This window comes from Amycolatopsis sp. CA-211722, from assembly GCF_056828465.1.
Genome location: NZ_CP184752.1, coordinates 7,876,607 through 7,897,305, shown reverse-complemented (window position 1 = coordinate 7,897,305; position 20,699 = coordinate 7,876,607). Strand labels below are relative to the sequence as shown.

Here is a 20,699-nt window from a genome sequence, read left to right as displayed (position 1 = left end):
ACGCGCCGAGGTCTGAGATCGTTACCGGAATCCGGCGACGGAGCCAGGGGCGTTGCAGTGCGCGGTGTTGTCTCGCAGCAACTTGTGGCTACGCCTACCGTCCAGCGCCCTGGGTTCGCGTCGGCGCTGGCCGTCGCCGGAAAGCGACCACGTACCGAGAGGCGATGCTGTCTAGGGGCAGCCCGACCGAGAATGGAGTCCCGTCACCACAACACCCGATTACCGAAAGACGGCGACGCCTGAGCGCACGGACAGGAATCAGACGTTCGGCACCGCCAGACGGGGCACGGTTCGGCGCTGACTGCCAATCCGCCAGGCCACCGCGACAGCAATACGCAAAGGCACGCCGAACACGCTACTTCACTACAGAATCCCGAACAGGCGAAACTTCGACCTCCAGCGAAGAGTCACGCGAAGGCTCCCGCACCACCAAAGTCGCCACGAACGTCAACCCGATGCAGCCGGTGACCCACCAGAAGAAGACGCTTTCGTGCCCCGCCTGCTTCAAAGCCAGCGCGATCGGTTCCGAGAGCCCGCCGAACACCGCGGTCGCCAGGGCGTGCGGCAGCCCGACTCCCAGCGCGCGGACGTTGGTGGGAAACATCTCCGCCTTGATGATGGCCGACAAGGCGGTGTACCCGCTGAGGAAGATCATGGCGGTGATCATGAGCAGGAAGGCCACCCACGGATTCCCCGTCCTGCCTACGAGCGTCATGATCGGCACGGTCAGCAGCATGCCGCCGACGGAGAAGCCGAACATGACCGGGCGGCGGCCCCAGCGGTCGGAAAGGGCGCCGGCGACGGGCTGCATGAAGATGAACAGGAACAGGGCGGCGAAACCGATGAGCGAAGCGGTCGGCTTCGGGATCCCTGCCGTGTTCACCATGTACTTCTGCAGGTAGCTGGTGAAGGTGTAGAACGCCACCGTCCCGCCGATGGCGAGGCCGAGGACGGCGAGAACCTGGCGCCGGTGCTCGCGCAGCAGGACCCGCAGGCCACCGCGAGAAGGCGAGCCGGCGGAGCGCTGGAAGTGCTCCGATTCCACCATGCTGCGGCGGAGATACATCACCACGAGCCCGGCGATCGCCCCGAGCACGAACGGGACCCGCCAGCCCCACGCGTACATCTGCGCTTCGGTGAGCAGCGACTGCATCACGATCATCACCAGCAGCGCCGAAAGCTGCCCGACGGTGATCGAAACGTACTGAAAGCTCGAGTAGAAGCCGCGCCGCCGCGGGGTGGCGATCTCGGACAGGTAGGTCGCGCTCGAACCGAACTCGCCGCCCACCGACAGACCTTGCGCGAGCCTGGCGGCCACGAGGATCACGGGCGCGAGCATGCCGATCGACGAATAGCCGGGAGTGAGAGCGATGGCCAGCGAGCCGAAGCTCATCAGCGTCACGGACAGGGTCAGTGCGGACCGGCGGCCGAACTTGTCCGCGTAGAGGCCAAGCAACCATCCACCGAGCGGGCGCATCAGGAAGCCGACGGCGAACACGACGGCGGTCGAAAGCAATTGCGCGGTCAGGTTTCCCTCGGGAAAGAAGCTGGCCGCGAAGTAGATGCTGAACGAGGCGTAGACGAACCAGTCGTACCACTCGACCAGGTTGCCGAGGCAGCCGCGAACCACGTTCGCGACGACGCCGGGTTTCTTGTGCGGCAAGGGAAGCTCCTTCGCTCCGGGAACGCCGACCATCATGAGCTGTGATCCCTGCGGTTGAGAAATAGAAATCCGCGATGGGCACATACCCGGTCGGCATGGTCTACCCGAGGAAGTCGCTCACCAGGTCGCTCGATTCGGGACGGCACTCGTCGAAGTAGGCATGGCGCGCCCCGGCGAAGAGATGCATTCGCGCGTCGGGGATCCGCTCGGTCAGCAGCGGCGCGTTCGCCACGGGAGCGAGCAGATCGTCGTCACCGTGCAGGACCAGGGTGGGCGCGGTGATCTCCGGAAGCACGTCCCAGGCGTCGTGGGTGTTGCTCGCGACGAGATGCCCGCGCACCGCGTGCGGCGGCATGCCATGCGCACCCAGCACGCGGTATGGACCGGGATTCGCCGCGCGCCAGGCAGGCGTGTACATCAAGTCCGTCAGCGTCTCCCGCGCCTCCAGGGAAGACCGCCGCGCCAGGGCCAGCCGCACGTCGTTCGAGCGCTCGACACCATGCTCGCCGCCCGGCGTGGTGCAGCCGAGCACCAGCCGCCGTACCCGGTCGGGATACCGCGCGGCGACCCATTGCGCGACACGGCCACCCATCGAAGTGCCGTAGACATCGGCCTCGCCGATCCCGAGCTCGTCGAGCACCGCGATCACGTCGTCCGCGAAACCCGTTGTGGAGTAAGCGGAATCAGGCGCGTCGCTGGCCCCTGTACCGCGATAGTCCATGGTGATCGTGCACGGGAAGTCACCGCGCGTACGGTCCCACCACGTGTGGTCGTTCGCCTGGCCGGCCAGCAGCACGAGCGGCCTGCCCGTGCCGTGCCACTGGTAGGCCAGCCGGGTCCCGTCGGTGGCGACGGCGTGACCGGTGCCGGTGAGCGTGTTCATTCTTCTCCTGTTCGGTCTTCCCAGAGCCGCGCCGAGGGCCACTCGCCCTCCCGCACGGTTCGGTGGATCTGCCGGACCAGCGCCCGGGCGACGGCGTCGACGGCGGGTGTGACGCGCCCTGTCCTCGGCGTGCCGAGGACGACGGTCCGCCAGACCTCCGGTTCGCAGACAGGAGCCGCGCTCAGGGCGCCGTCGGCGACGTCCGCCGCGATGCCGATACCGGGCAGGATCGTCCAGCCGTGCCCGCCGAGGACGAGGCGTTTCTGCAGGGTCATGGCGTTCGTCTGCACGGTGACCTCCGTCTCGGCGCCCGCCTCCCGGGCCGCGCCGTCGATGAGGGTGCGCAGCGCGTGCCCCTCGGACGGCATGACCAGCGGACGCGCGGCCACTTCGGCGAACGGGACGGGCCGCGCGGGATCGAGCCCGGCCGAAGGGTGAGCGACCGCCCAGAGCCGTTCGCGGACCAGCGGCCGGACGTTGAGTGACGGCGTGCTGGTCAGGTTGTAGAGCAGGCTCAGGTCGACGTCACCGTCGTCGATCCACCGCTGAAGATGCCCGGAATACGCGGTGAGCAGCCGCAATTCGATCCCCGGATGCTCACGGAGCACCTCAGTGGTCAGCGGCGCGGCGAGCCGTTCGGCGGCGCTCTCCAGCAGGCCGACCGTGACGATCCCGGTGACCACCCCGGGTTTCGGGGCCAGCTCGGCCCGTGCCCGGTCGAGTTCGGTGAGTGCCCGGCGGGCCCGTTCGACGAGCGTCGCGCCCGCCTCGGTCGGGCGCATCCCGTGGCGGGTCCGCTCGAACAACGGCACGCCGAGTTCCTGCTCCAGGGTGCGGATCTGCCGGGTGACCGCGGGCTGGACCAGGTGCAGCAGCTCGGCCGCGCGGGTGACGCTGCCGACCTCGGCGACCGTCACCAACGCCTTGAGCTGCTTGAAGTCCACCGTCGTCCCTTCACATCGCGGACCGGTATGCGGCTATCATGATTCGGTATTTCACAGACCGTCTCATCATCACTCATGATAACCACATGACCGAGGAAGAGACCGAGATCGTCGCCCTCGTGGCCGAGTTCGTGGATCGTGAGGTCCGGCCCGTCGCGCGGGAGCTCGACCATACGAACACCTATCCCGGCGAACTCATCGACCAGATGAAGGCGATGGGCGTCTTCGGGCTGGCCGTGCCCGAGCCATGGGGCGAGACCCAGGTCTCCGCCCAGTGCTACGCGGCGGTGACGGAGGAGCTCGCCCGCGGCTGGATGAGCCTCGCCGGCGCGATGGGCGGCCACACCGTCGTCGCGAAACTCCTTGCCACATATGGCACTCAGGAGCAGAAGGACACCTACCTGCCGAAAATGGCGACGGGCGGGATCCGCGCGACGATGGCGCTCACCGAACCCGGTGGCGGCTCCGATCTGCAGGCACTCCGCACCACGGCACGGCGCGAGGGCGACGAGTACGTGGTCAACGGCAGCAAGACCTGGATCACCAACGCGCGCCGGTCCCAGCTGGTCGCGTTGCTGTGCAAGACCGACCCCGCCGCCGAACCCGCGCACAAGGGGATCTCCATCCTCCTGGTGGAGAAAGGGCCGGGTTTCGAGGTCTCACGGGATCTGCCCAAGCTCGGCTACAAGGGTGTCGAGAGCTGCGAGCTCTCCTTCGACGACTTCCGCGCCCCGGCCACGGCCCTGCTCGGCGGCGTGGAGGGACGTGGCTTCGCCCAGATGATGCGGGGGCTGGAGATCGGCCGGATCCAGGTCGCCGCCCGGGCCCTCGGCGTCGGCCGGGCCGCACTGGAGGATTCCCTGCGCTACGCCCAGGAACGCGAGAGCTTCGGCAAACCGATCTGGCAGCACCAGTCGGTCGGCGATCATCTCGCGGACATGGCGACCAAACTCGAGGCCGCGCGCCAGCTGGTGCACCACGCGGCGCGCCGCTACGACTCGGGCGAACGCGCGGACCTCGAAGCCGGGATGGCGAAACTGTTCGCTTCCGAGGCCGCGATGGAGATCGCGCTCGACGCGGTCCGCATCCACGGCGGCTACGGCTATTCGACGGAGTACGACGTCGAGCGGTATTTCCGCGACGCGCCACTGATGATCGTCGGCGAGGGCACCAACGAGATCCAGCGTGGCGTGATCGCCCGCCAGCTGATCGAACGGCACCGCATCCCGTCCTGAACACCGAGGAAGGCTCCATGCGCCAACCACTCGAAGGAATCACCGTCGTCGCGCTGGAACAGGCCGTCGCCGCGCCTTTCGCCTCACGTCAGCTCGCCGACCTCGGCGCGCGGGTGATCAAGATCGAACGCCGCGGCGTCGGCGACTTCGCCCGCGGCTACGACCGGACCGTGCACGGGCAGTCGAGCTACTTCGTCTGGCTCAACCGCGGCAAGGAAAGCGTCGAACTCGACATCAAGGATCCGGCGGACCGGACGCTGCTCGGCGCGATGATCGGCAGGGCGGACGTGTTCCTGCAGAACCTCGCGCCCGGCGCGGTCGAGCGGCTCGGCCTCGACGCCGGGACGCTGCGCGCGGAACGTCCGGAACTGATCCACTGTTCGATATCGGGCTACGGCCCAGAAGGTCCATATCGGACGAAGAAGGCCTACGATCTGCTGGTGCAGTGCGAAACCGGGCTCGTGATGTCCACCGGTACCCCGGAGACGCCGGCCAAGGCGGGGATCTCGATCGCCGACATCGCCACCGGGATGTACGCCTACAGCGGCGTGCTCACCGCACTGTACGACCGCGAGCGCACCGGCGAGGGAGCGAGCCTGCACGTCGCGATGCTCGATTCGCTCGGCGAATGGATGAGCCAGCCCGCCTACTTCTCCCGTTACGGTCAGGAACCGCCGAGGCGCACGGCGGCGGCGCATCCGTCGATCTCGCCGTACGGCCCGTACCGCACCGGCGACGACCACGTCTTCCTGAGTGTCCAAAGTGAACGGGAGTGGATCGTGCTCTGCCGGGACGTCCTGGCGCGTCCCGAACTCGCCGAAGATCCGCGGTTCGGGACCAACGACGACCGCGTCCGCAACGACGGCGACCTCACCACGATCCTGGAGGAGACCTTCGGCGGCCTGACCGCGGACGAGGTCGGCGACCTGCTGGAGCGGTCCGGGATCGCCAACGCCCGGTTACGGACGCCGGAGCAGTTCACCCGCCATCCGCAGCTGACCGCGAGGAATCGCTGGCGCGAGGTGGAAACCCCTGCCGGAACGCTGGAGGCGTTACTCCCGCCCGTCGAGGTCGTGGGCCACGAGCCGGTGATGGGTCCGGTGCCCGCGCTGGGGGCGCACAACGAGTCGATCCGGGCCGAGTTCGATGCCCGCCAGGAGGTACGAACGTGAAGGAAATCCTGCAGCCCGGACCCGCGGAGGCGCTGGCTTCGCTGCTCGACGTCGACCTGCCGGACCTGGACCGTGACGGTCTGCCCCTGCTGTGGCACTGGTGCTACCTGCTGGACCGGCCCGCGCAAGCCGACTTGGGGCCGGACGGGCATCCGATCCGTGGCACGGAGCCCGGCCGCCGCCGGATGTGGGCGGGCGGACGAGTACGCGCACTCGGCCCGCTGCGGTGCGGTCTGCCCGCCGAGCGGCATACGGAAGTGCTTTCCACGATGGAGAAAGAGGGCCGCAGCGGACGGTTGACCTTCGTCGTGACCGGCCACAAGATCGTCCAGGGCGGGGAGATCGTGGTCGAGGAGGAGCAGGACATCGTCTACCGCGACGCTGCCACCGGGCGGGCGGACGCCCCCGTCGAGGAGCCGGAGGTACCGGTGGCCGAAGACGAATGGGCGATAGACGTCTCGCCGACGTTGTTGTTCCGCTTCTCGGCACTGACCTACAACGCCCACCGCATCCACTACGACCGCGACTACGCCCGCGACGTCGAGGGCTATCCGGGGTTGCTCACCCACGGCCCGTTGCAGGCGCTCGCGATGGCCGAAGCGGCCCGGCGGCGGGGAAGCGGCGGGAGGCTGGCCTTCGACTACCGCCTCGTCGCGCCGCTGTTCGACCATCAGGGCATGATCGTCCGGGCCGAGGACACCGGCACCGCGGTGCGTGATCGCCACGGACGGCGGACGGCGACCGGGACGATGCGGAGCCTCGGCCGATGAACGAAACCACCGCGAAGACCTTCCTGTTCGTCCCCGGTCACCGGCCGGACCGCTTCGCCAAGGCCGCGGCCAGCGGCGCCGACGTCGTGATCCTCGATCTGGAGGACGCCGTCGCGCCCGACCGGAAAGAGGCCGCCCGCGAGCACGTCCGGGCGTGGCTGGACGAAGGCCATCGGGCGGTCGTCCGGATCAACGCCGCCGGAACCGCTTGGTACCACGAGGATGTCGCGAGTGCCGGCCGCGCGCTCGCGGTGATGCTGCCCAAGGCCGAGGATCCCGCCGAGATCGATTCCCTCGCCGGACGGCTGCCGGGTGTCCCGATCCTCCCGCTCGTGGAAACGGCGGCCGGGATCGCGAACGCGGTGGCGGTCTGCGGCGCGGACGCGGTGGTGCGGCCCGCGTTCGGCAGTGTCGATCTGGCCGCGCAGCTCGGGGTCGACCATCGGTCGCACGAGGCGTTGCGATACGCGCGGTCCGCGCTCGTCGTCGCCGCGGCGGCCGTGGGGAAGGCGGCCCCGATCGACGGCGTCACCACGGCACTCGACGACGAAGCCGCGCTCATCGCCGACCTCGACCACGCCAAAACCCTCGGCTTCACCGGGAAGCTCTGCGTGCATCCACGTCAGATCGCGGTCGCCGATCGTGGGCTGGCCCCGTCGGAGAGCGAAATCGAATGGGCGAGGGGAGTGGTGGCACTGGCGGGCGACGGCTCGGTGGCCGTGGCGGGTGGCCAGATGATCGACAAGCCGGTCGAAGCGCGGGCCAGGGCGATCCTCGATCGCGCGGGTGAGCCGTTCCGGCCGGCCGGATGACGCCGACGGCCCTGGTAGTGCCCGCCGAGTGGCGGTAGCGTCGGGCAGGACGACTTTTCGTTACAGGCGAACGGAAAGGGGGCGTGGTCGGCGTGCACGAGCCGAAGGTGACGGAGTTCGCGACCACCGATCCGGAACAGGCGTGTGCCCTGCTCGCCGAGGCGTACCGCGACAATCGCCTGCGGGTCCGCGGCAGCGTCGAAGGCTACCGTTTCGAGCACAACCGCTGTGATCTCGGGGATGTGCATTTCGACTTCCTGCACAACACGCTGACCACGGAGGTCGTCGTCCAGCCGTTGGGCAGGGTGGTGCTGTTGCGGGTGCTGGACGGTGAGCAGGAGCTCGACGACGGGGTGAGCGACCGCAGGCTCGGCCCGGGAGACGTGTTCGCCGGCCCGCATCCCGGCCGCGAGTACCGGACGGGGCTGCACGGAACGCGGCTGCAGATCACCGGGATCGACCTCTCGCTGTTCGGCGGAATCGACCCGGAACCCGTGGTGGAGCGGTTGTGCTACGAGCCGGTGTGCCCGGAGAAGGCTCGGCGATGGAGCCGGACGGTCGACTACATGACCGCCTTGTTCACCGATCCGGACGTGGAGAACGGCCCGCTGGTACTCGGCGCGGCGGGCAGGCTGATGGCGGCCATGGCACTGGACACCTTCACCACGGGCAGGGGCGAAGAGCGCCCGCGCGACCGCCGCGACGCCGTCCCGGACACGGTGCGTCGCGCGGTCGCCTTCCTGGAGGCCAATCCGGACCTCGACCTCGGCGTCGCCGACATCGCCCGTGCCTGCCGGGTTTCGGTGCGGGCCCTGCAACTGGCGTTCCGCCGGCATCTCGACACCACGCCCATGGCCTACCTGCGCCGAGTCCGGCTCGACCTGGCCAGGGCGGATCTCCGTGCCGCCGGGCCAGGCGACGGCACGACGGTGACGAGTGTCGCGGCGAAATGGGGTTTCCTGGACGGCAGCCGGTTCAGCGCGCACTACCGCGCGGCGTTCGGGGAGCCGCCCAGCCACACCCTGCGGAACCGCTGAGGTTCGTTTTCGTCGGTGCCGGTGTGCGTTTTCACCGCTAGACGCCGGCGCCCCGGCCCTGTTCCATGAAGCGTGGCACCAGTACCGCCCGGACCCCGCCTACTGGTGTGTCGCGATCCCGTCGTACATGACCCGGCGGACCGCCCGGCTCATCGCGGCCTGCCGTTCCGGTGAGGGGTCGCGCAGTTCGGACAGGATCGACGCGAGGATCATCCCGTTGATCGCGCGGGCGGTGGCGTCGACGTCCAGGTCCTCGTGCAGATACCCGAGGCGGACGCCGTGGTGCAGATAGCCCGCGGTCAGCTCGGCGGCGGTCTCGTAGAAGTCCAGCACCCGTTCCCGCATCTCGGCGTCGATACCCGCCGCTTCGAGCAGGAGGAACCGGGCCATCCTCGGGTCGTCGCCGAAGATCCGGGCGAGCGCGTCGCCGATCCGCGCGCTCTGCTTGCGGTACTCGGCCAGGCTGCTGACCGCGTCCGGCGCGTTGTCCGCGGCCAGCGCGCCGACCACCTTCTCGACCAGGTCCGTGATGACGTGGTCGACGATGTCCCGCTTGTTCTGGAAGTACCGGTAGAAGGTGCCGTGCCCGATGCCCAGCCGGGCGGCGATGTCGGCGATGCCGGTCGCGTGGTAGCCCCGCTCGGCGAAGCAGTCGAACGCGGTCTCCACGATCTCGCGCCGTAGTTCCTGCTTCTTTCGTGCGGCCCTGCTGACCGGGATCTCCGTCGTCATTCCGCCAGCTTATTGCCTCGCGCGTTCAAATGACATACCGTTCCGGAAATGACACGTCATTCCGCGAGGGCGCTGGTGCTCGGCTGCGGCGGGACCCTCGGGTTCGCCTGGACGGCCGCGGTGCTCGACGCGCTGCACGTCAAGGCCGGCTGGGATCCGCGGGAGGCGGACGTCCTGGTCGGGACGTCGGCGGGAGCCGAGGCGGTGGCCATGCTCGGGGCGGGCATCCCGGCGAAGGCGATCCTCGACGCGGTCGCGGGCGCTCCCGGTGGTGACGCGGTCGTCGCCGCGCACGTCCGGCGAGTGCCGGACAGGTTTCCCCCGGTGCCCTCTCCGCGCTGGCCCGCGGCCGGGCTCGTCCGGGCCGCGCTGCGGCGGGACGTCGACACGCTCGCCGGTCTCGCGGGCCTCTTGCCTCGGGGTAGGGGTGACGCGAGCTGGCTGCGCGAACTCGGTGACGCGCTGGCACCCGGCGGCTGGGTCCCGCATCCCGCGACCTGGCTGATGGCCGCGGACCTGACGGGGAAGCGGATCGCGCTCGGTTCCCCGGACGCACCGCCCGCCCGCCTCGGTGAGGCGATCGCCGCGTCGTGGGCGATCCCCGGCTGGTTCCCACCGTCCGTTGTGGACGGACGTCCGCTGCTCGACGGCGGCACGGTCTCCCCGACCTCGGCCGACTTCCTGCTCGGCCACGGCGTCGGCGAGGTGGTGCTGATCGCGCCGATGAGCAGCGAAGGCGGCGCTCCGGCGCGCGGCGCGGCCCGGCTGGAACGGCTGCTGCGGACGGCGATGACCAGGCGGGTCGACGACGAGGCGCGGCGGTTGCGCGCGGCCGGTGTCCGGGTGGTGCGGATCGAGCCGGGGCCCGCCGATCTCGCCGCCATGGGCGCGAACTTCATGGACGGACGGCGCCGCGAGCACGTGCTCGCCACGGCGCTGAGGACGGCGCCGGACCTGGTCGCCGATGCCTTCGAACGAGAAGGAGTACGCGCATGACCAAGTACCCGGACCTCGACCTTGCCGGCGCGCACGTCGCTATCACCGGTGCGGGGCAGGGCATCGGCCGCGCGACCGCGGAACGCATGGCCGCCCTCGGTGCGCGCGTCTCCATCGGTGACCTCGACCTCGAAGCCGCGAAACGGACCGCCACGGACATCGGCGGCACCGCGCATCATCTGGACGTCGCCGATCCGGCGTCGTTCACCACGTTCCTCGGTGAGGCCGAACGGGCGAACGGACCGCTCGCGGTGCTCGTCAACAACGCCGGGATCATGCCGAACGGTGGCTTCCTCGATCTTTCCGACGCGCTGAACCGGGCGACCATGGAGGTCAACGTCTTCGGCGTCGTCCACGGTATGCGGCTGGCCCTGCCCGGCATGCTGGAACGCGGGCGCGGGCACATCGTCAACGTCGCGTCGCTGGCCGGGAAGTTCCCGGTGAAGGGGCTGGCGATCTACAACGCCAGCAAGTTCGCCGTCGTCGGGCTGACCGCGGCGACCCGGCTGGAATACGCGCCGCACGGCGTGAGCGTCTCGGCCGTGCTGCCGTCGGCGGTCGACACCGCGCTCGCGTCCGGGCTCGACATGCGGCCGATCCCGAAGGTGAAACCGGGCCGGATCGCCGACGCCGTGGTGGATTCCGTCCGCACCCGGGCCGCCGAGATCGCCGTGCCCGGCTACGTCGGCGCGCTCGCGACCCTCGCGGCCGTGACCCCCGAACCGGCGCTCAACGCGTTCCGCCGTCTGGTGCGGGACGACCGCGCCCTACGGCCCGATTCACCCGAGCGGGACGGCTACCGCGCCCGCCTCGACCAGGACACCCACCGGGAGGAAAACGCATGACCACGCAGTACGACGCCGTCGTCGTGGGGGCCGGTTTCGGCGGGATGGGCGCGGCGATCCAGCTCACCCGGCTCGGCTACGACAACCTGCTCATCCTCGAACGCGAATCCGACCTCGGCGGCACCTGGCATGTGAACCGCTATCCCGGGCTGGCCGTCGACATCCCGTCGGCCACCTACTCGTACTCGTTCGAGCCGAATCCGCACTGGTCGCGGCTCTTCGCGCCGGGCGCGGAACTCAAGCGGTACGCCGAACACGTCGCGGACAAGTACCGGCTGCGGCACTACATGCGGTTCGGCTCGGTGGTCACCGGCGCGGTCTGGGACGAGGCGGACGCGCATTGGAAGGTCTCGCTCGCCGACGGCGGCCCGGTCACCGCCAAGTACCTCCTCACCGCCACAGGATTCCTTTCCCAGCCGAAGAAACCCGACATCGCCGGGATCGACACGTTCGGCGGCAAGGTCATCCACACCACCGCCTGGGACGACGAGTACGACCTCGCGGGGAAACGGGTCGCGGTGATCGGCACCGGCGCGACCGCGGTCCAGCTGATCCCCGAGATCGCGAAGGTCGCGCGGGACCTCACCGTGTACCAGCGGACGCCGATCTGGGTGAGCCCCAAACTGGATTTCCCGGTGCCCAAGGCGGTCCGGCGCGCGTTCGCCGCGGTGCCGTTCACCCAGCGGGCCGCCCGGCTGACCGGGACCGCGCTGCTGGAGCTGATGATGGTGTCCGGTGTCCTGCACTACAAGCAGCTGCCGATGGCGAACCGGCTCGGCAAGCTGTGGTGCCAGGCGCATCTGCGCCGTCAGGTGCGGGATCCGGGGCTGCGCGCGGAACTGACGCCGCGCTATTCGTTCGGCTGCAAGCGCCCGACGTTCTCCAACGAGTACTACCCGGCTTTCACCAAGGACCACGTGCACCTGGAGACGACGTCCATCGCGAAGATCGACGAGACCGGGATCGAGACCGCCGACGGGCGGCGGCGGGACATCGACGTCCTGGTGCTGGCGACCGGATTCGACCTGTGGGAGGCGAACTTCCCGGCGATCGAGATCATCGGGCGCGGCGGCCGGGATCTCGGGAAGTGGTGGCGGGAGAACCGTTTCCAGGCCTACGAGGGCGTCGCGATCCCGAAGTTCCCCAACTTCATCTCGCTCAACAGCCCGTATTCCTACTCGGGACTGTCCTATTTCACCACCATCGAGACGCAGATGCGGCATATGGACCGGCTCTTCGGCGCGATGCGGCGGCGCGGTGCGACGGAGTTCGAGGTGACGCAGGAGGCCAACGACGCGTTCCTCGACCGGATGACCGAACGCCTCGGCGACTCGATCTTCACCCTGGGGAACTGCGCCCCGGCGAACAGCTACTACTTCAACCCGCACGGGGAGGCGACCCTGCTCCGGCCGTCCTCCACGGTGAACGCCATCAGGGAGGCGCAGAGCTTCCCTATCGAGGACTACACGTTCGCCTAGCGGGCGGGCTGAAAGCGTCCTTCACCGCATGCCACGCGGTGAAGGACGCTTTCCTTGCATCGCATGCGGTGAAAGCGTCCTTCAGCCCCCCGCACCGTTGACGTTTACTGCTTGCGAAGCCGCAGCGTGACGGCCGTGCCCGCGGCGGCGAGGAAGACCGCGCCGAGCGCGTACGGCCACCACGGCACCTGGGTGTCGCCCACCGGGGCGGCACCGTAACCACCGGCGGCACCGGTGCGGTCGTAGGTCGAGCCGGGCAGCTTGTCGCCGTAGCGGCTCTGCAGGGCTTCGCGGTATGCGGCGAGCGACATCTTCTCGCCGGTCTTCGCCACCGACGAGCCGTCGAGGACGGTCACGGTGTCCCCGTCGACGGCGTACCAGGCGCCCGCCTGAGGCTCGCTCAGGAGATAGCCCTTGCCGACCTGCGCCGCGAGGCGCTTTTCGACGTCACCCGAGGCGACGTTGTACACCGACCAGCCCGAGCCCTCGCGCTGCGACCACACGGTCGCGGCGTCGCCGTTGCCCAGGGTGGCGGGCGTGGCGACATAGGCGAGCTCGGCCGGGACGGAGGACGTACCGGCGATGAAGCCGGCGGTCGGCTGGTACACCGCCACCGGTGTCCGCGGATCGGCCTTGGCGGTTCTGGCCGCGATCGCCGTGTCCGCCTTGGCCGCACCGGGGAACTGCGCCTTGGCGAGCCGCTGGGTGGTCGCGTCGCTGGTGACCACAGTGGACACCGCGGCGAGGTCGGCGGCGGTGGGCGCGCCGCTGGGGGCGTCGGCGGCGGAGGACTGGCCGCCGAGCGCCAGTGACAGTCCGATGGCGAGGATCGTGGCGCCGAGGAAGGTTCGCTTCATGGTTTCAGTCCTTGATCCCGTAGACGGTGTGGGTCCAGGTGAACGAGTTGTTGGACCGGTAGGCGTTGTAGCTCATCTGGTTGTAGCGGGGGCTCGAACCCCACGGGTCGCCGTAGTACACCGTCGTCGCGCCGTTCGTGTTGTCGTAGCCGTAGAGCACGTGCATGTGCCCGCCGCCGTTGCGCCAGCCGATCCGGGTGCCGATCGGCTGCCGCGCGTCCACCTGGCTCTTGATGGAGGCGAAGCTCAGCGTCTGGCCGGACGAACTGTAGGTGCCGACGTTGCTGAACCCCAGCCAGCGGAACACCCGCTGCTGATCGCTCAGGTAGCCCTGGTTGTTCGCGCAGTCCGTCCCGGACTCGTTGTGCGCGATCTGGCAGAACTTCGTCTGGGTGAGGGAATGCCCCCACCACGCGGCGATCGTGTTGCCACTGGCGTCCCAGCACCAGTTGCTCTTCTCCTGTGCCTGCATCCTGATCGGGATCGTGGTGGCCGCCGTGATGGCGGGTGCCGCGGTGGCGGGCGCCTGCAGGGCGACCAGCGCGGCGACACCGGCGCAGGCCGTGGCCAGCCCGCGCCTGAACGAGGTCTTCACCGTCGGAACACTCCTAACTGGATGGTCGAACGCGAAGCACGCGCGGGCGGCTACCCGTAAGGGACAGGTGGGGACTTCGGCTACCCGAACGGGTGGCCGACCGGCGCGAGCAGGGGGTCTGCACTGTGGGGAGGTGACAGAGGGGCACTGCGAACAGTCTGAGATTCACCCTCCGGTGGTCTCGTGGCAAGGTTCGCGGCAATACCTAAGGGTCCGTATTGCCGCCGCGAGGGTCGGTGTCACCGCAGGTCGTCGTCGCCCGATCGAGTTAACGATGCGGGGAGGTCGTGACTCCGGTGGTGTGGACCAGCGGAAAGCCCCCGGCTCGTGGTCACTGTTCGTGTTCCCGCCTTTCGGCGGGTGTCCTCTGGGTATGGTCCCGAGCATGCCGACGATCGGTACGGCACCGGTGTTCGTGGCCCGCGACGCCGAATTGGCCGAACTGGTGCGCGTCGCCACGCGCCCGCCGTCGGTCGCCGTCGTCGAGGGTGGGCCGGGGGTGGGCCGGAGCCGCCTGCTCGAAGAACTGGCCGCCCATCCCGGGATCGCGTCGCGCGTGGTCTGGTCCGCCCGGTGCGGTTCGTTCGCGCGGCCGGGCCGGCTGGCGCCCTTGGTCGACGCGCTGCTGGCGAAGAGCGACCTGGCCGCCGCCCACTCGGCCCGCTTCTCCCCGGTGACCGGAGTCCTTCGGCGGCTGATCCCCGAATGGTCGCCGTGGCTGCCGCCGTTCCCGGCGAACGCGGACGCCGAGACCGTCCGGCAGCAGGAGTTCCGCGCCGTGCGCGAAGTGCTGACCGGCTGCGGTCCGGCGGTGCTGATGCTCGACGACGTCCACTCCGCCGACGACGACACGGGGGAATTCCTGCACGGGCTCTCGGCCTCTCCGGCGGCGACGCTGAGCGTGGTGGTCAGCGCGGCGGTGTGCGGGCCGCGGCGATTCCCGCCGTTGCGCGAGACCACCGCGCATCTCTCGCTCAAGGCGTTCACCGCGGTCCAGGTGCGGACGTTCCTGGACGCCTCCTTCGGCCGGTGCGCGCCGGATCTGGCCGAAGCGGCGCACCGGCGGACGTCCGGGATCGCCGTCGACCTGACGGCGCTGGTCCACAGCGTCGGAGACACGGTCGAAGCGCTTTCCGCGGACAAGCTGGCTTCGGCGACGGTTCCGCCGATCGTGCGGAGCCGGGTCTCCGGGCTGATCGCGGCGATCGGCCCGGCCGCACAGGACGTCGTCCGCGCGGCCGCGGTACTGGGATCCCGCGCGGGTGAACCGGAACTGGGCGCGGTCGCCGGCGCGTCCGGCGAGGTCGCCGGTGCGATCACCGAAGCGGTGGAGGCGGGACTGCTGCGGGATCTCGGCCGCGGCCGCTATGTCTCGGGAAGTCCGTTGATCGCCGAAGCGGTCTACGCGTTGCTTCCCGGGCCGCGGCGGTGCGCGATGCACGGCCGAGCCGCCGCCCGGCTCGCCACGAGCACCGAACCTTCGGCGTCCCTCATCGCCCGTCACGCGCGGCTGGCAGGCGACATCGCCGCGTGGACACAGTGGACCGGCGTCGCGGTCGACAACGCCATCGAAGACGGCCGTACCGAGGAAGCGGGTCGTCTGCTCGAGGCGGCCTTGCGGGACGCCGATCTCCCGCGAACCGCGCGCGAATCGTTCGCCGTCCGGCTCGGCAGGGAGCTGCCGCGCAGCATCGCGCACGCGGGCACCGTCCGGCTGCTGCGGGAGATCCTGCGCGAATGGCCGCTGAGCAAGGCCGCGCGGGGCGAGATCCGCGTCCATCTCGGGCAGGTGCTGATCAACCAGGTGGGCAAGGTCGAAGCGGGCAGGCTCGAGATCGAACTGGGCGCCGCCGACCTGGGCAGGCGGCAGGCGCTGCTCGCCAGGGGACTGGTCACCTTGGCGCTGCCGCATATCGGGACCGTTCCGGTGGAGGAGAACTTCCGCTGGCTCGACGAGGCCGAACAGGTCAGCAAGGGGGAGCACGACGCCGGGCTGCTCGCCGCGATCACCGCGAACCGGCTCTCGGCGCGGATGCAGGTCGCCGATCCGGAGGCGTGGCAGGAGATCGCGGATCTGCCGCGGGCGCCGGAATCGGCGGAGGTCTCCCGTCAGGTGGCCCGCACCTACATCAACCTGGCCGACGCGGTGGCGTGGAACGGGCACTACCCGGTCGCCCGGGCGTACCTCAAAACGGCGCGGCGGCTGATCCGCGACGACCACCAGCCCTATCTCGACGCGCTCGCCGACGGCACGGAACTGCGCCTGGATCTCGCGATGGGGGAGTGGGCGAGTGTCGCGGAGAAGGCGCGCGCGATGCTGACCCGGGTCGACAAGGACGGTTCGCTGGCGGCCGAGCCGTTGCTCGTGCTCGGCTGGTACGAGTACGGGCAGCACCGGCCGACGGCGGCACTGCGTAGTTTCGACGCGGCGTTCGCGCTTTCCGCGGGCAGTGTCCCGGTGCAGGCTTCGGCGTACGCGGGCCGCGTCGCGGTCCACCAGGCGGGCAAGGATCTGCAAGCGGCCCGGCGACTGGCCGAGTTCGGCCTGGAAACGGTGCGGCGCAAGAACAACTGGGTCTGGGCGGCCGAGCTGATGCCGTTCGCCGTGCGCACCATGCTCGGGCTCGGGCAGCATGTCGAGGCGCGGGAACTGCTCGCCGAGTACCGGCAGGGAATCGACGGAAAGGACGCCCCGGTCGCGAACGCGTCGGCGTTGCTGTGCCGGGGCATGCTCACCGAGGCACGCGGCGAAACGCTTCCCGCCGCGGAGCTGCTGCTCGGGGCCGCACAGGCCTACAGCGCGCTGCCGCTCCCGTATTTCTCGGCCTACGCCGGCGAACTCGCGGCCGGCTGCTTCTTCGAAGCCGGAGCGCGGGAGCGCGCCGTCGCGTCCTACACCACCGCGGAGACGACGTACGCGGGTCTCGGAGCCGCCGTGGACTCACTCCGCTGCCGCCGTTCGCTGCGGCGATGTGATCCGGAGATGCCCCGGCGTGGCCGCAAGGGTTACGGCGAAGCGTTGTCCCCGAGAGAACTCGAAGTCGCCCGGCTCGCCGCCCAGAACCTCACGAACCGGGAGATCGGCGAGCGGCTCTTCCTGTCGCCCCGGACGGTCGAAATCCACGTCGGACGGGCGCTCCGGAAATTGGGGCTGCCTTCGCGTACCGTCCTGACCGCTGATCTGCTCAGTGACATTCCCTAAGGGCACGTATTCTTCGATTCGCTGGGTAAGGCGCAGAAAACAGCAGGTCAGAGGCGGTTCCTTTAAATAGTGGGGCAATCGCCGTATTCCACTATTGTTCCGTTTCCGCCGCCGATCGACAGTTGTCGGGCAGTCGCGCTTTCCCGGAAAGGAATCACCGTGAGCAGAAAACGGATCTCAGGCGTGGTCGCCCTGACCCTGGCCGCGCTGGCACCGGCGGCGGGGCTCGCCGGTGCGGAACCGGCGGACACGCTTCGCGCCATCACGCCGACCGACGCCGCGCCCCTGCCGACGGGCGGTGTCCACGGCCAGAGCATCGGCGGCTCGCCCGCGTCGGTCAAGGACTACCCGTATGTCATCGCCGCCCTGCGGGAAGGCGGTTCGAGGCCGAAGGGGCAGAGCTGTTCCGGCTCCGTCATCGCGCCGCGGAAGGTCCTGGTCGCGGCCCACTGCAAGGAGCTGGCGGGTGAGAAGAGTGTCCTTTATGGACTCGATGACCTGAAGAGCGCGGGCGGCACGCAGCTGAAGGCTGTCGACTACAAGGTCCATCCCAAGTTCACCCAGCCTTGGTACGGCTACGACGTCGCGGTGATCACCGTCGACGGCGACATCCCGGTCCCGCCCGGAGGCTACGCGAAGGTCGCCACCTCCGCCGACACCGGCTTGGAGGCGCCGGGCAAGGACGGCTTCAGCCTCGGCTACGGAAAGAAGGACATCAACGACTCCACCCAGGACGTCACGCTGCACAAGCTGACCCTGCCGATCGTGAACGCGAGCCAGTGCACCGGCGTGGAGAACGGCGTCGACCCGAAGACGATGATCTGCGCCGGGTACTCCGACGGCCGCAAGACCGTGCTCCCGGGTGACAGCGGCGGCCCGTTCGTCGTGAACGGGAAGGTCGTCGGGGTCACCTCGTGGAGCCGCAGCGACTTCCGCTGGTACAGCGTCTACAGCAGGCTCAACAACGAGATGGGGGACTGGGTCGCCCAGCAGATCGGCGGCGAGCAGCCGGGTGACGTCTTCACGCTCGCGGCCTCGCCCTCGTCGGTGAAGGTCTTGCCGGGCAAGTACGTGTCGGCGAGTGTGACGAGCAAACCGGGCAAGAACGGTGCCGAGAGCGTCACCTTGTCGGCGTCGGGGTTGCCCGAAGGCGCCAAGGCCACCTTCCAGCCCGCCACGATCAAGGCGGGCGAGGTGGCGAAGCTGACCATCGAGACCGCTTCCGGCACTCCGGAAAAGGCCTATCAGGTCACGATCTCCGGCAAGGGAACGACCGAGACGGCCACCGCCGGCCTGTCGCTCACCGTCGGCGCCGGCGAACCTCCCGTCGGCGACCTGAAGGTGGCCGTGAACCCGTCTTCGGGATCCGGGCGCGCGGGTTCGCTGGTGAGCGCGACCGTCACCGCGACCGGCGGAACCGGCTCGATCACCTTGTCCGCCAGTGGATCCGGGCTGCCGGTCAACCCGTTCTTCTCGCCGCAGAGCGTGTCGAGCGGTGGCAGTTCGACCATGCAGGTCTTCGCGCCGTTCCAGCCGGGCACGTATCCGGTCACGGTGACCGCCAAGGACGGCGGCGGCAAGACCGCGACCACCACCTACACCCTCACCGTCCAGTGATCTTCGCCGAAACAGAGGGGACTTCCCATGCGTGACAAGACGAAAACCCTGCTGGCGCTCGGCCTGCTGAGCCCGCTGCTCGCCCTCGGCGCCGGAACCGCCGTCGCCGCCGAGGCCGAAGGCGTCGTGATCCCGGCCAAGGAACACTACGGCGACCAGTACATCGTCGTCCTCCATGACGTCGCCGCGGCGGGACAGGCGGCGTCGGCCGATCTGGCGAAACGCTACGGCGGCGAGGTGCGTTCGGTCTGGACTTCGGCCGTCCGTGGCTTCTCGGCCAAGAGCATGACGCCCAAGGAAGCGCGGAAACTCGCCGCGGACCCGTCGGTCAAGGCGGTGTACGAGGACGGCACCGCGCGCGGCACCGGCACTCAGCAGAACCCGACGTGGGGCCTGGACCGGGTCGACCAGAAGAACCTGCCGCTCGACAAGGCCTACACCTACCCGAACGAAGGCGCGGGGGTCACCGCGTACGACCTCGACAGCGGCATCAACCCGTCGAACCCGGAGTACGAAGGCCGCGCCAGCCTCGGCAAGGACTTCATGGGCGGAGACGGCAAGGACTGCCACGGGCACGGCAGCCACACGGCGGGCACGATCGGCAGCAAGACCTACGGCGTCGCGAAGAAGGTCAAGATCGTCGGGCTGAAGGTGCTGGGCTGCAACAACTCCGGGCCGGACTCGGGCATCATCGACGCCGTCGACTGGGTGACGGCCAACGCCCAAAAACCCGCCGTGGCGAACATGAGCCTGACGATGGACGCCCCCGGGGTCGGGGACGACGCGGTGAAGCGGTCGATCGCGTCGGGTGTCGTCTACGGGGTGGCGGCGGGCAACGCGTCGGCCGACGCCTGCAACACCAGCCCGGCCCGGGTGCCCGAGGCGATCACGGTCAACGCCTCGGACTCCGCCGACAACCGGTCCTCGTTCTCCAACTACGGAAGCTGCACCGACATCTTCGCGCCCGGCACGAACATCACTTCGCTGAGCCCGAGCAACGGCGGCTCCGCGGGGATGAGCGGGACGTCCATGGCGACGCCGCACGTCGTCGGAGCGGCCGCGCTCTACCTCTCGGCCAACCCCGGCGCCACTCCGCAGCAGGTACGGGACGCGCTGGTGAACGGCGCGACCGCGGGCGTCATCAAGAACGCGGGCAGCGGCTCGCCGAACAAGCTGCTGAACGTCTCCTCGATCGGCAGCGGTGGCCCCGGCCCGCACTGCGGGGTCAAGTCGAACACCACGCCGGTGTCCATTCCGGACGCCGGGGCCGCGGTGACCAGCTCGGTGACCCAGGATGGTTGTGACGGCAGGGCTTCCGCGTCGCTGCCGGTGAAGGTGGATGTCTCGCACAGCTACACCGCGGACCTCGTGCTCGACCTGATCGGGCCGAGCGGCAAGGCCTACCGGCTCAAGGAGTCCGGCGGCGTCGGATCGTCCGCCGGTGTGCACGAGACCTTCACGGTCGACGCCTCCGGTGAGGCGGCCAACGGCACCTGGAAGCTGAGCGCGCAGGACGTCTACCGGTTCGACACCGGCTCGATCGACGGGTTCGCCATCACGTTCTGAACCCACTGAGACTCGCCGGCAGGGCGGGGAGGGAAGCACCGGCGGGGCCGCTTCGGCGGTCTCGCCGGTGTCCGTTCACCAGGGCCGCGACGTGTCGCGAAAGCCACTTTCGGGACATCAGAGGTCGCGAAAGTGGCTTTCGCGACACCTCGCGCAGGCGATGCTCGCCGTTAGGGTGGCCGCTCACCCCGGAGACGTTGCGAAAGCCACTTTCGCAACCTTCAACGTTGCGAAAGTGGCTTTCGCAACACGCCTCGGCCCTGGTCAGGCAACCGCTTGGCAGCTTCCGGCCTCC

General features: G+C 69.5%; 17 protein-coding genes. 11 read left to right on the top strand and 6 right to left on the bottom strand.

Going from position 1 to position 20,699, the window contains the following annotated elements; genetic code table 11:
• Positions 1-355: 355 nt before the first annotated feature.
• The 3 genes from ACOCEP_RS36145 to ACOCEP_RS36135 form a co-directional block, all read right to left on the bottom strand.
• Entirely contained in the window at positions 356-1,699 is a 1,344-nt protein-coding gene (locus ACOCEP_RS36145) for an MFS transporter (protein ID WP_482334090.1), read from the bottom strand.
• 64 nt (positions 1,700-1,763) lie between these two features.
• The gene (locus tag ACOCEP_RS36140) at positions 1,764-2,546 is read right to left on the bottom strand and encodes an alpha/beta fold hydrolase (RefSeq protein WP_482334088.1); all 783 of its coding nucleotides are present in this window, start codon (positions 2,544-2,546) and stop codon (positions 1,764-1,766) included.
• Positions 2,543-3,490, bottom strand: coding sequence for a LysR family transcriptional regulator (locus ACOCEP_RS36135; protein ID WP_482334086.1), 948 nt, complete (start codon positions 3,488-3,490; stop codon positions 2,543-2,545). Before ACOCEP_RS36135 ends, ACOCEP_RS36140 begins: the two co-directional genes overlap by 4 nt.
• 86 nt (positions 3,491-3,576) lie before the next feature.
• On the opposite strand from ACOCEP_RS36135, the gene ACOCEP_RS36130 reads away from it, so the two are divergent.
• The 5 genes from ACOCEP_RS36130 to ACOCEP_RS36110 all read left to right on the top strand — a co-directional run bounded on the left by ACOCEP_RS36130 (position 3,577) and on the right by ACOCEP_RS36110 (position 8,516).
• The gene (locus tag ACOCEP_RS36130) at positions 3,577-4,725 is read left to right on the top strand and encodes an acyl-CoA dehydrogenase family protein (protein WP_482334084.1); all 1,149 of its coding nucleotides are present in this window, start codon (positions 3,577-3,579) and stop codon (positions 4,723-4,725) included.
• A 17-nt stretch (positions 4,726-4,742) separates the two neighbouring features.
• Entirely contained in the window at positions 4,743-5,897 is a 1,155-nt protein-coding gene (locus tag ACOCEP_RS36125) for a CaiB/BaiF CoA transferase family protein (protein WP_482334083.1), read from the top strand.
• On the top strand, positions 5,894-6,667 hold the full coding sequence (locus tag ACOCEP_RS36120) for an HTD2 family dehydratase (protein ID WP_482334082.1): 774 nt from the start codon (positions 5,894-5,896) through the stop codon (positions 6,665-6,667). The genes ACOCEP_RS36125 and ACOCEP_RS36120 overlap by 4 nt, the downstream gene beginning before the upstream one ends.
• The gene (locus ACOCEP_RS36115) at positions 6,664-7,479 is read left to right on the top strand and encodes an HpcH/HpaI aldolase/citrate lyase family protein (RefSeq protein WP_482334081.1); all 816 of its coding nucleotides are present in this window, start codon (positions 6,664-6,666) and stop codon (positions 7,477-7,479) included. Before ACOCEP_RS36120 ends, ACOCEP_RS36115 begins: the two co-directional genes overlap by 4 nt.
• Before the next feature lie 92 nt (positions 7,480-7,571).
• Positions 7,572-8,516, top strand: a complete 945-nt coding sequence (locus tag ACOCEP_RS36110) for a helix-turn-helix transcriptional regulator (protein WP_482334079.1) — start codon at positions 7,572-7,574, stop codon at positions 8,514-8,516.
• Positions 8,517-8,615: 99 nt separating this feature from the next.
• On the opposite strand, the gene ACOCEP_RS36105 is transcribed toward ACOCEP_RS36110, so the two are convergent.
• Positions 8,616-9,248, bottom strand: coding sequence for a TetR/AcrR family transcriptional regulator (locus tag ACOCEP_RS36105; RefSeq protein WP_482334077.1), 633 nt, complete (start codon positions 9,246-9,248; stop codon positions 8,616-8,618).
• A 48-nt stretch (positions 9,249-9,296) separates the two neighbouring features.
• Between ACOCEP_RS36105 and ACOCEP_RS36100 the strand changes: the two genes are divergently transcribed.
• From ACOCEP_RS36100 to ACOCEP_RS36090, 3 genes are read left to right on the top strand one after another with little or no spacing between them, the layout of a single operon-like run.
• Positions 9,297-10,244, top strand: a complete 948-nt coding sequence (locus tag ACOCEP_RS36100; RefSeq protein ID WP_482334075.1) for a patatin-like phospholipase family protein — start codon at positions 9,297-9,299, stop codon at positions 10,242-10,244.
• Positions 10,241-11,089, top strand: coding sequence for an SDR family oxidoreductase (locus tag ACOCEP_RS36095; RefSeq protein ID WP_482334073.1), 849 nt, complete (start codon positions 10,241-10,243; stop codon positions 11,087-11,089). Before ACOCEP_RS36100 ends, ACOCEP_RS36095 begins: the two co-directional genes overlap by 4 nt.
• A complete protein-coding gene (locus tag ACOCEP_RS36090; RefSeq protein WP_482334071.1) occupies positions 11,086-12,567 on the top strand; it encodes a flavin-containing monooxygenase in 1,482 nt (493 codons plus the stop codon). Before ACOCEP_RS36095 ends, ACOCEP_RS36090 begins: the two co-directional genes overlap by 4 nt.
• Positions 12,568-12,671: 104 nt before the next feature.
• Here the strand turns inward: ACOCEP_RS36090 and ACOCEP_RS36085 are convergent, their stop codons facing one another.
• Together ACOCEP_RS36085 and ACOCEP_RS36080 are read right to left on the bottom strand one after the other, a co-directional pair.
• Positions 12,672-13,424: a hypothetical protein gene (locus ACOCEP_RS36085; RefSeq protein WP_482334069.1), complete on the bottom strand. Its 753-nt coding sequence runs from the start codon at positions 13,422-13,424 to the stop codon at positions 12,672-12,674.
• Positions 13,425-13,428: 4 nt separating this feature from the next.
• The gene (locus tag ACOCEP_RS36080; protein ID WP_063276879.1) at positions 13,429-14,019 is read right to left on the bottom strand and encodes a papain-like cysteine protease family protein; all 591 of its coding nucleotides are present in this window, start codon (positions 14,017-14,019) and stop codon (positions 13,429-13,431) included.
• A gap of 385 nt (positions 14,020-14,404) precedes the next feature.
• Here ACOCEP_RS36080 and ACOCEP_RS36075 point away from each other — a divergent pair, with 385 nt between their 5' ends.
• The 3 genes from ACOCEP_RS36075 to ACOCEP_RS36065 all read left to right on the top strand — a co-directional run bounded on the left by ACOCEP_RS36075 (position 14,405) and on the right by ACOCEP_RS36065 (position 20,404).
• Positions 14,405-17,221 (top strand): LuxR C-terminal-related transcriptional regulator, encoded by a 2,817-nt coding sequence (locus ACOCEP_RS36075; protein ID WP_482334067.1) that lies wholly within the window; start codon positions 14,405-14,407, stop codon positions 17,219-17,221.
• Positions 17,222-17,380: 159 nt separating this feature from the next.
• Positions 17,381-18,838, top strand: a complete 1,458-nt coding sequence (locus tag ACOCEP_RS36070) for a trypsin-like serine protease (protein ID WP_482334065.1) — start codon at positions 17,381-17,383, stop codon at positions 18,836-18,838.
• Positions 18,839-18,865: 27 nt separating this feature from the next.
• Positions 18,866-20,404, top strand: coding sequence for a S8 family serine peptidase (locus ACOCEP_RS36065; RefSeq protein ID WP_482334063.1), 1,539 nt, complete (start codon positions 18,866-18,868; stop codon positions 20,402-20,404).
• The last annotated feature ends 295 nt before the right edge of the window (positions 20,405-20,699 follow it).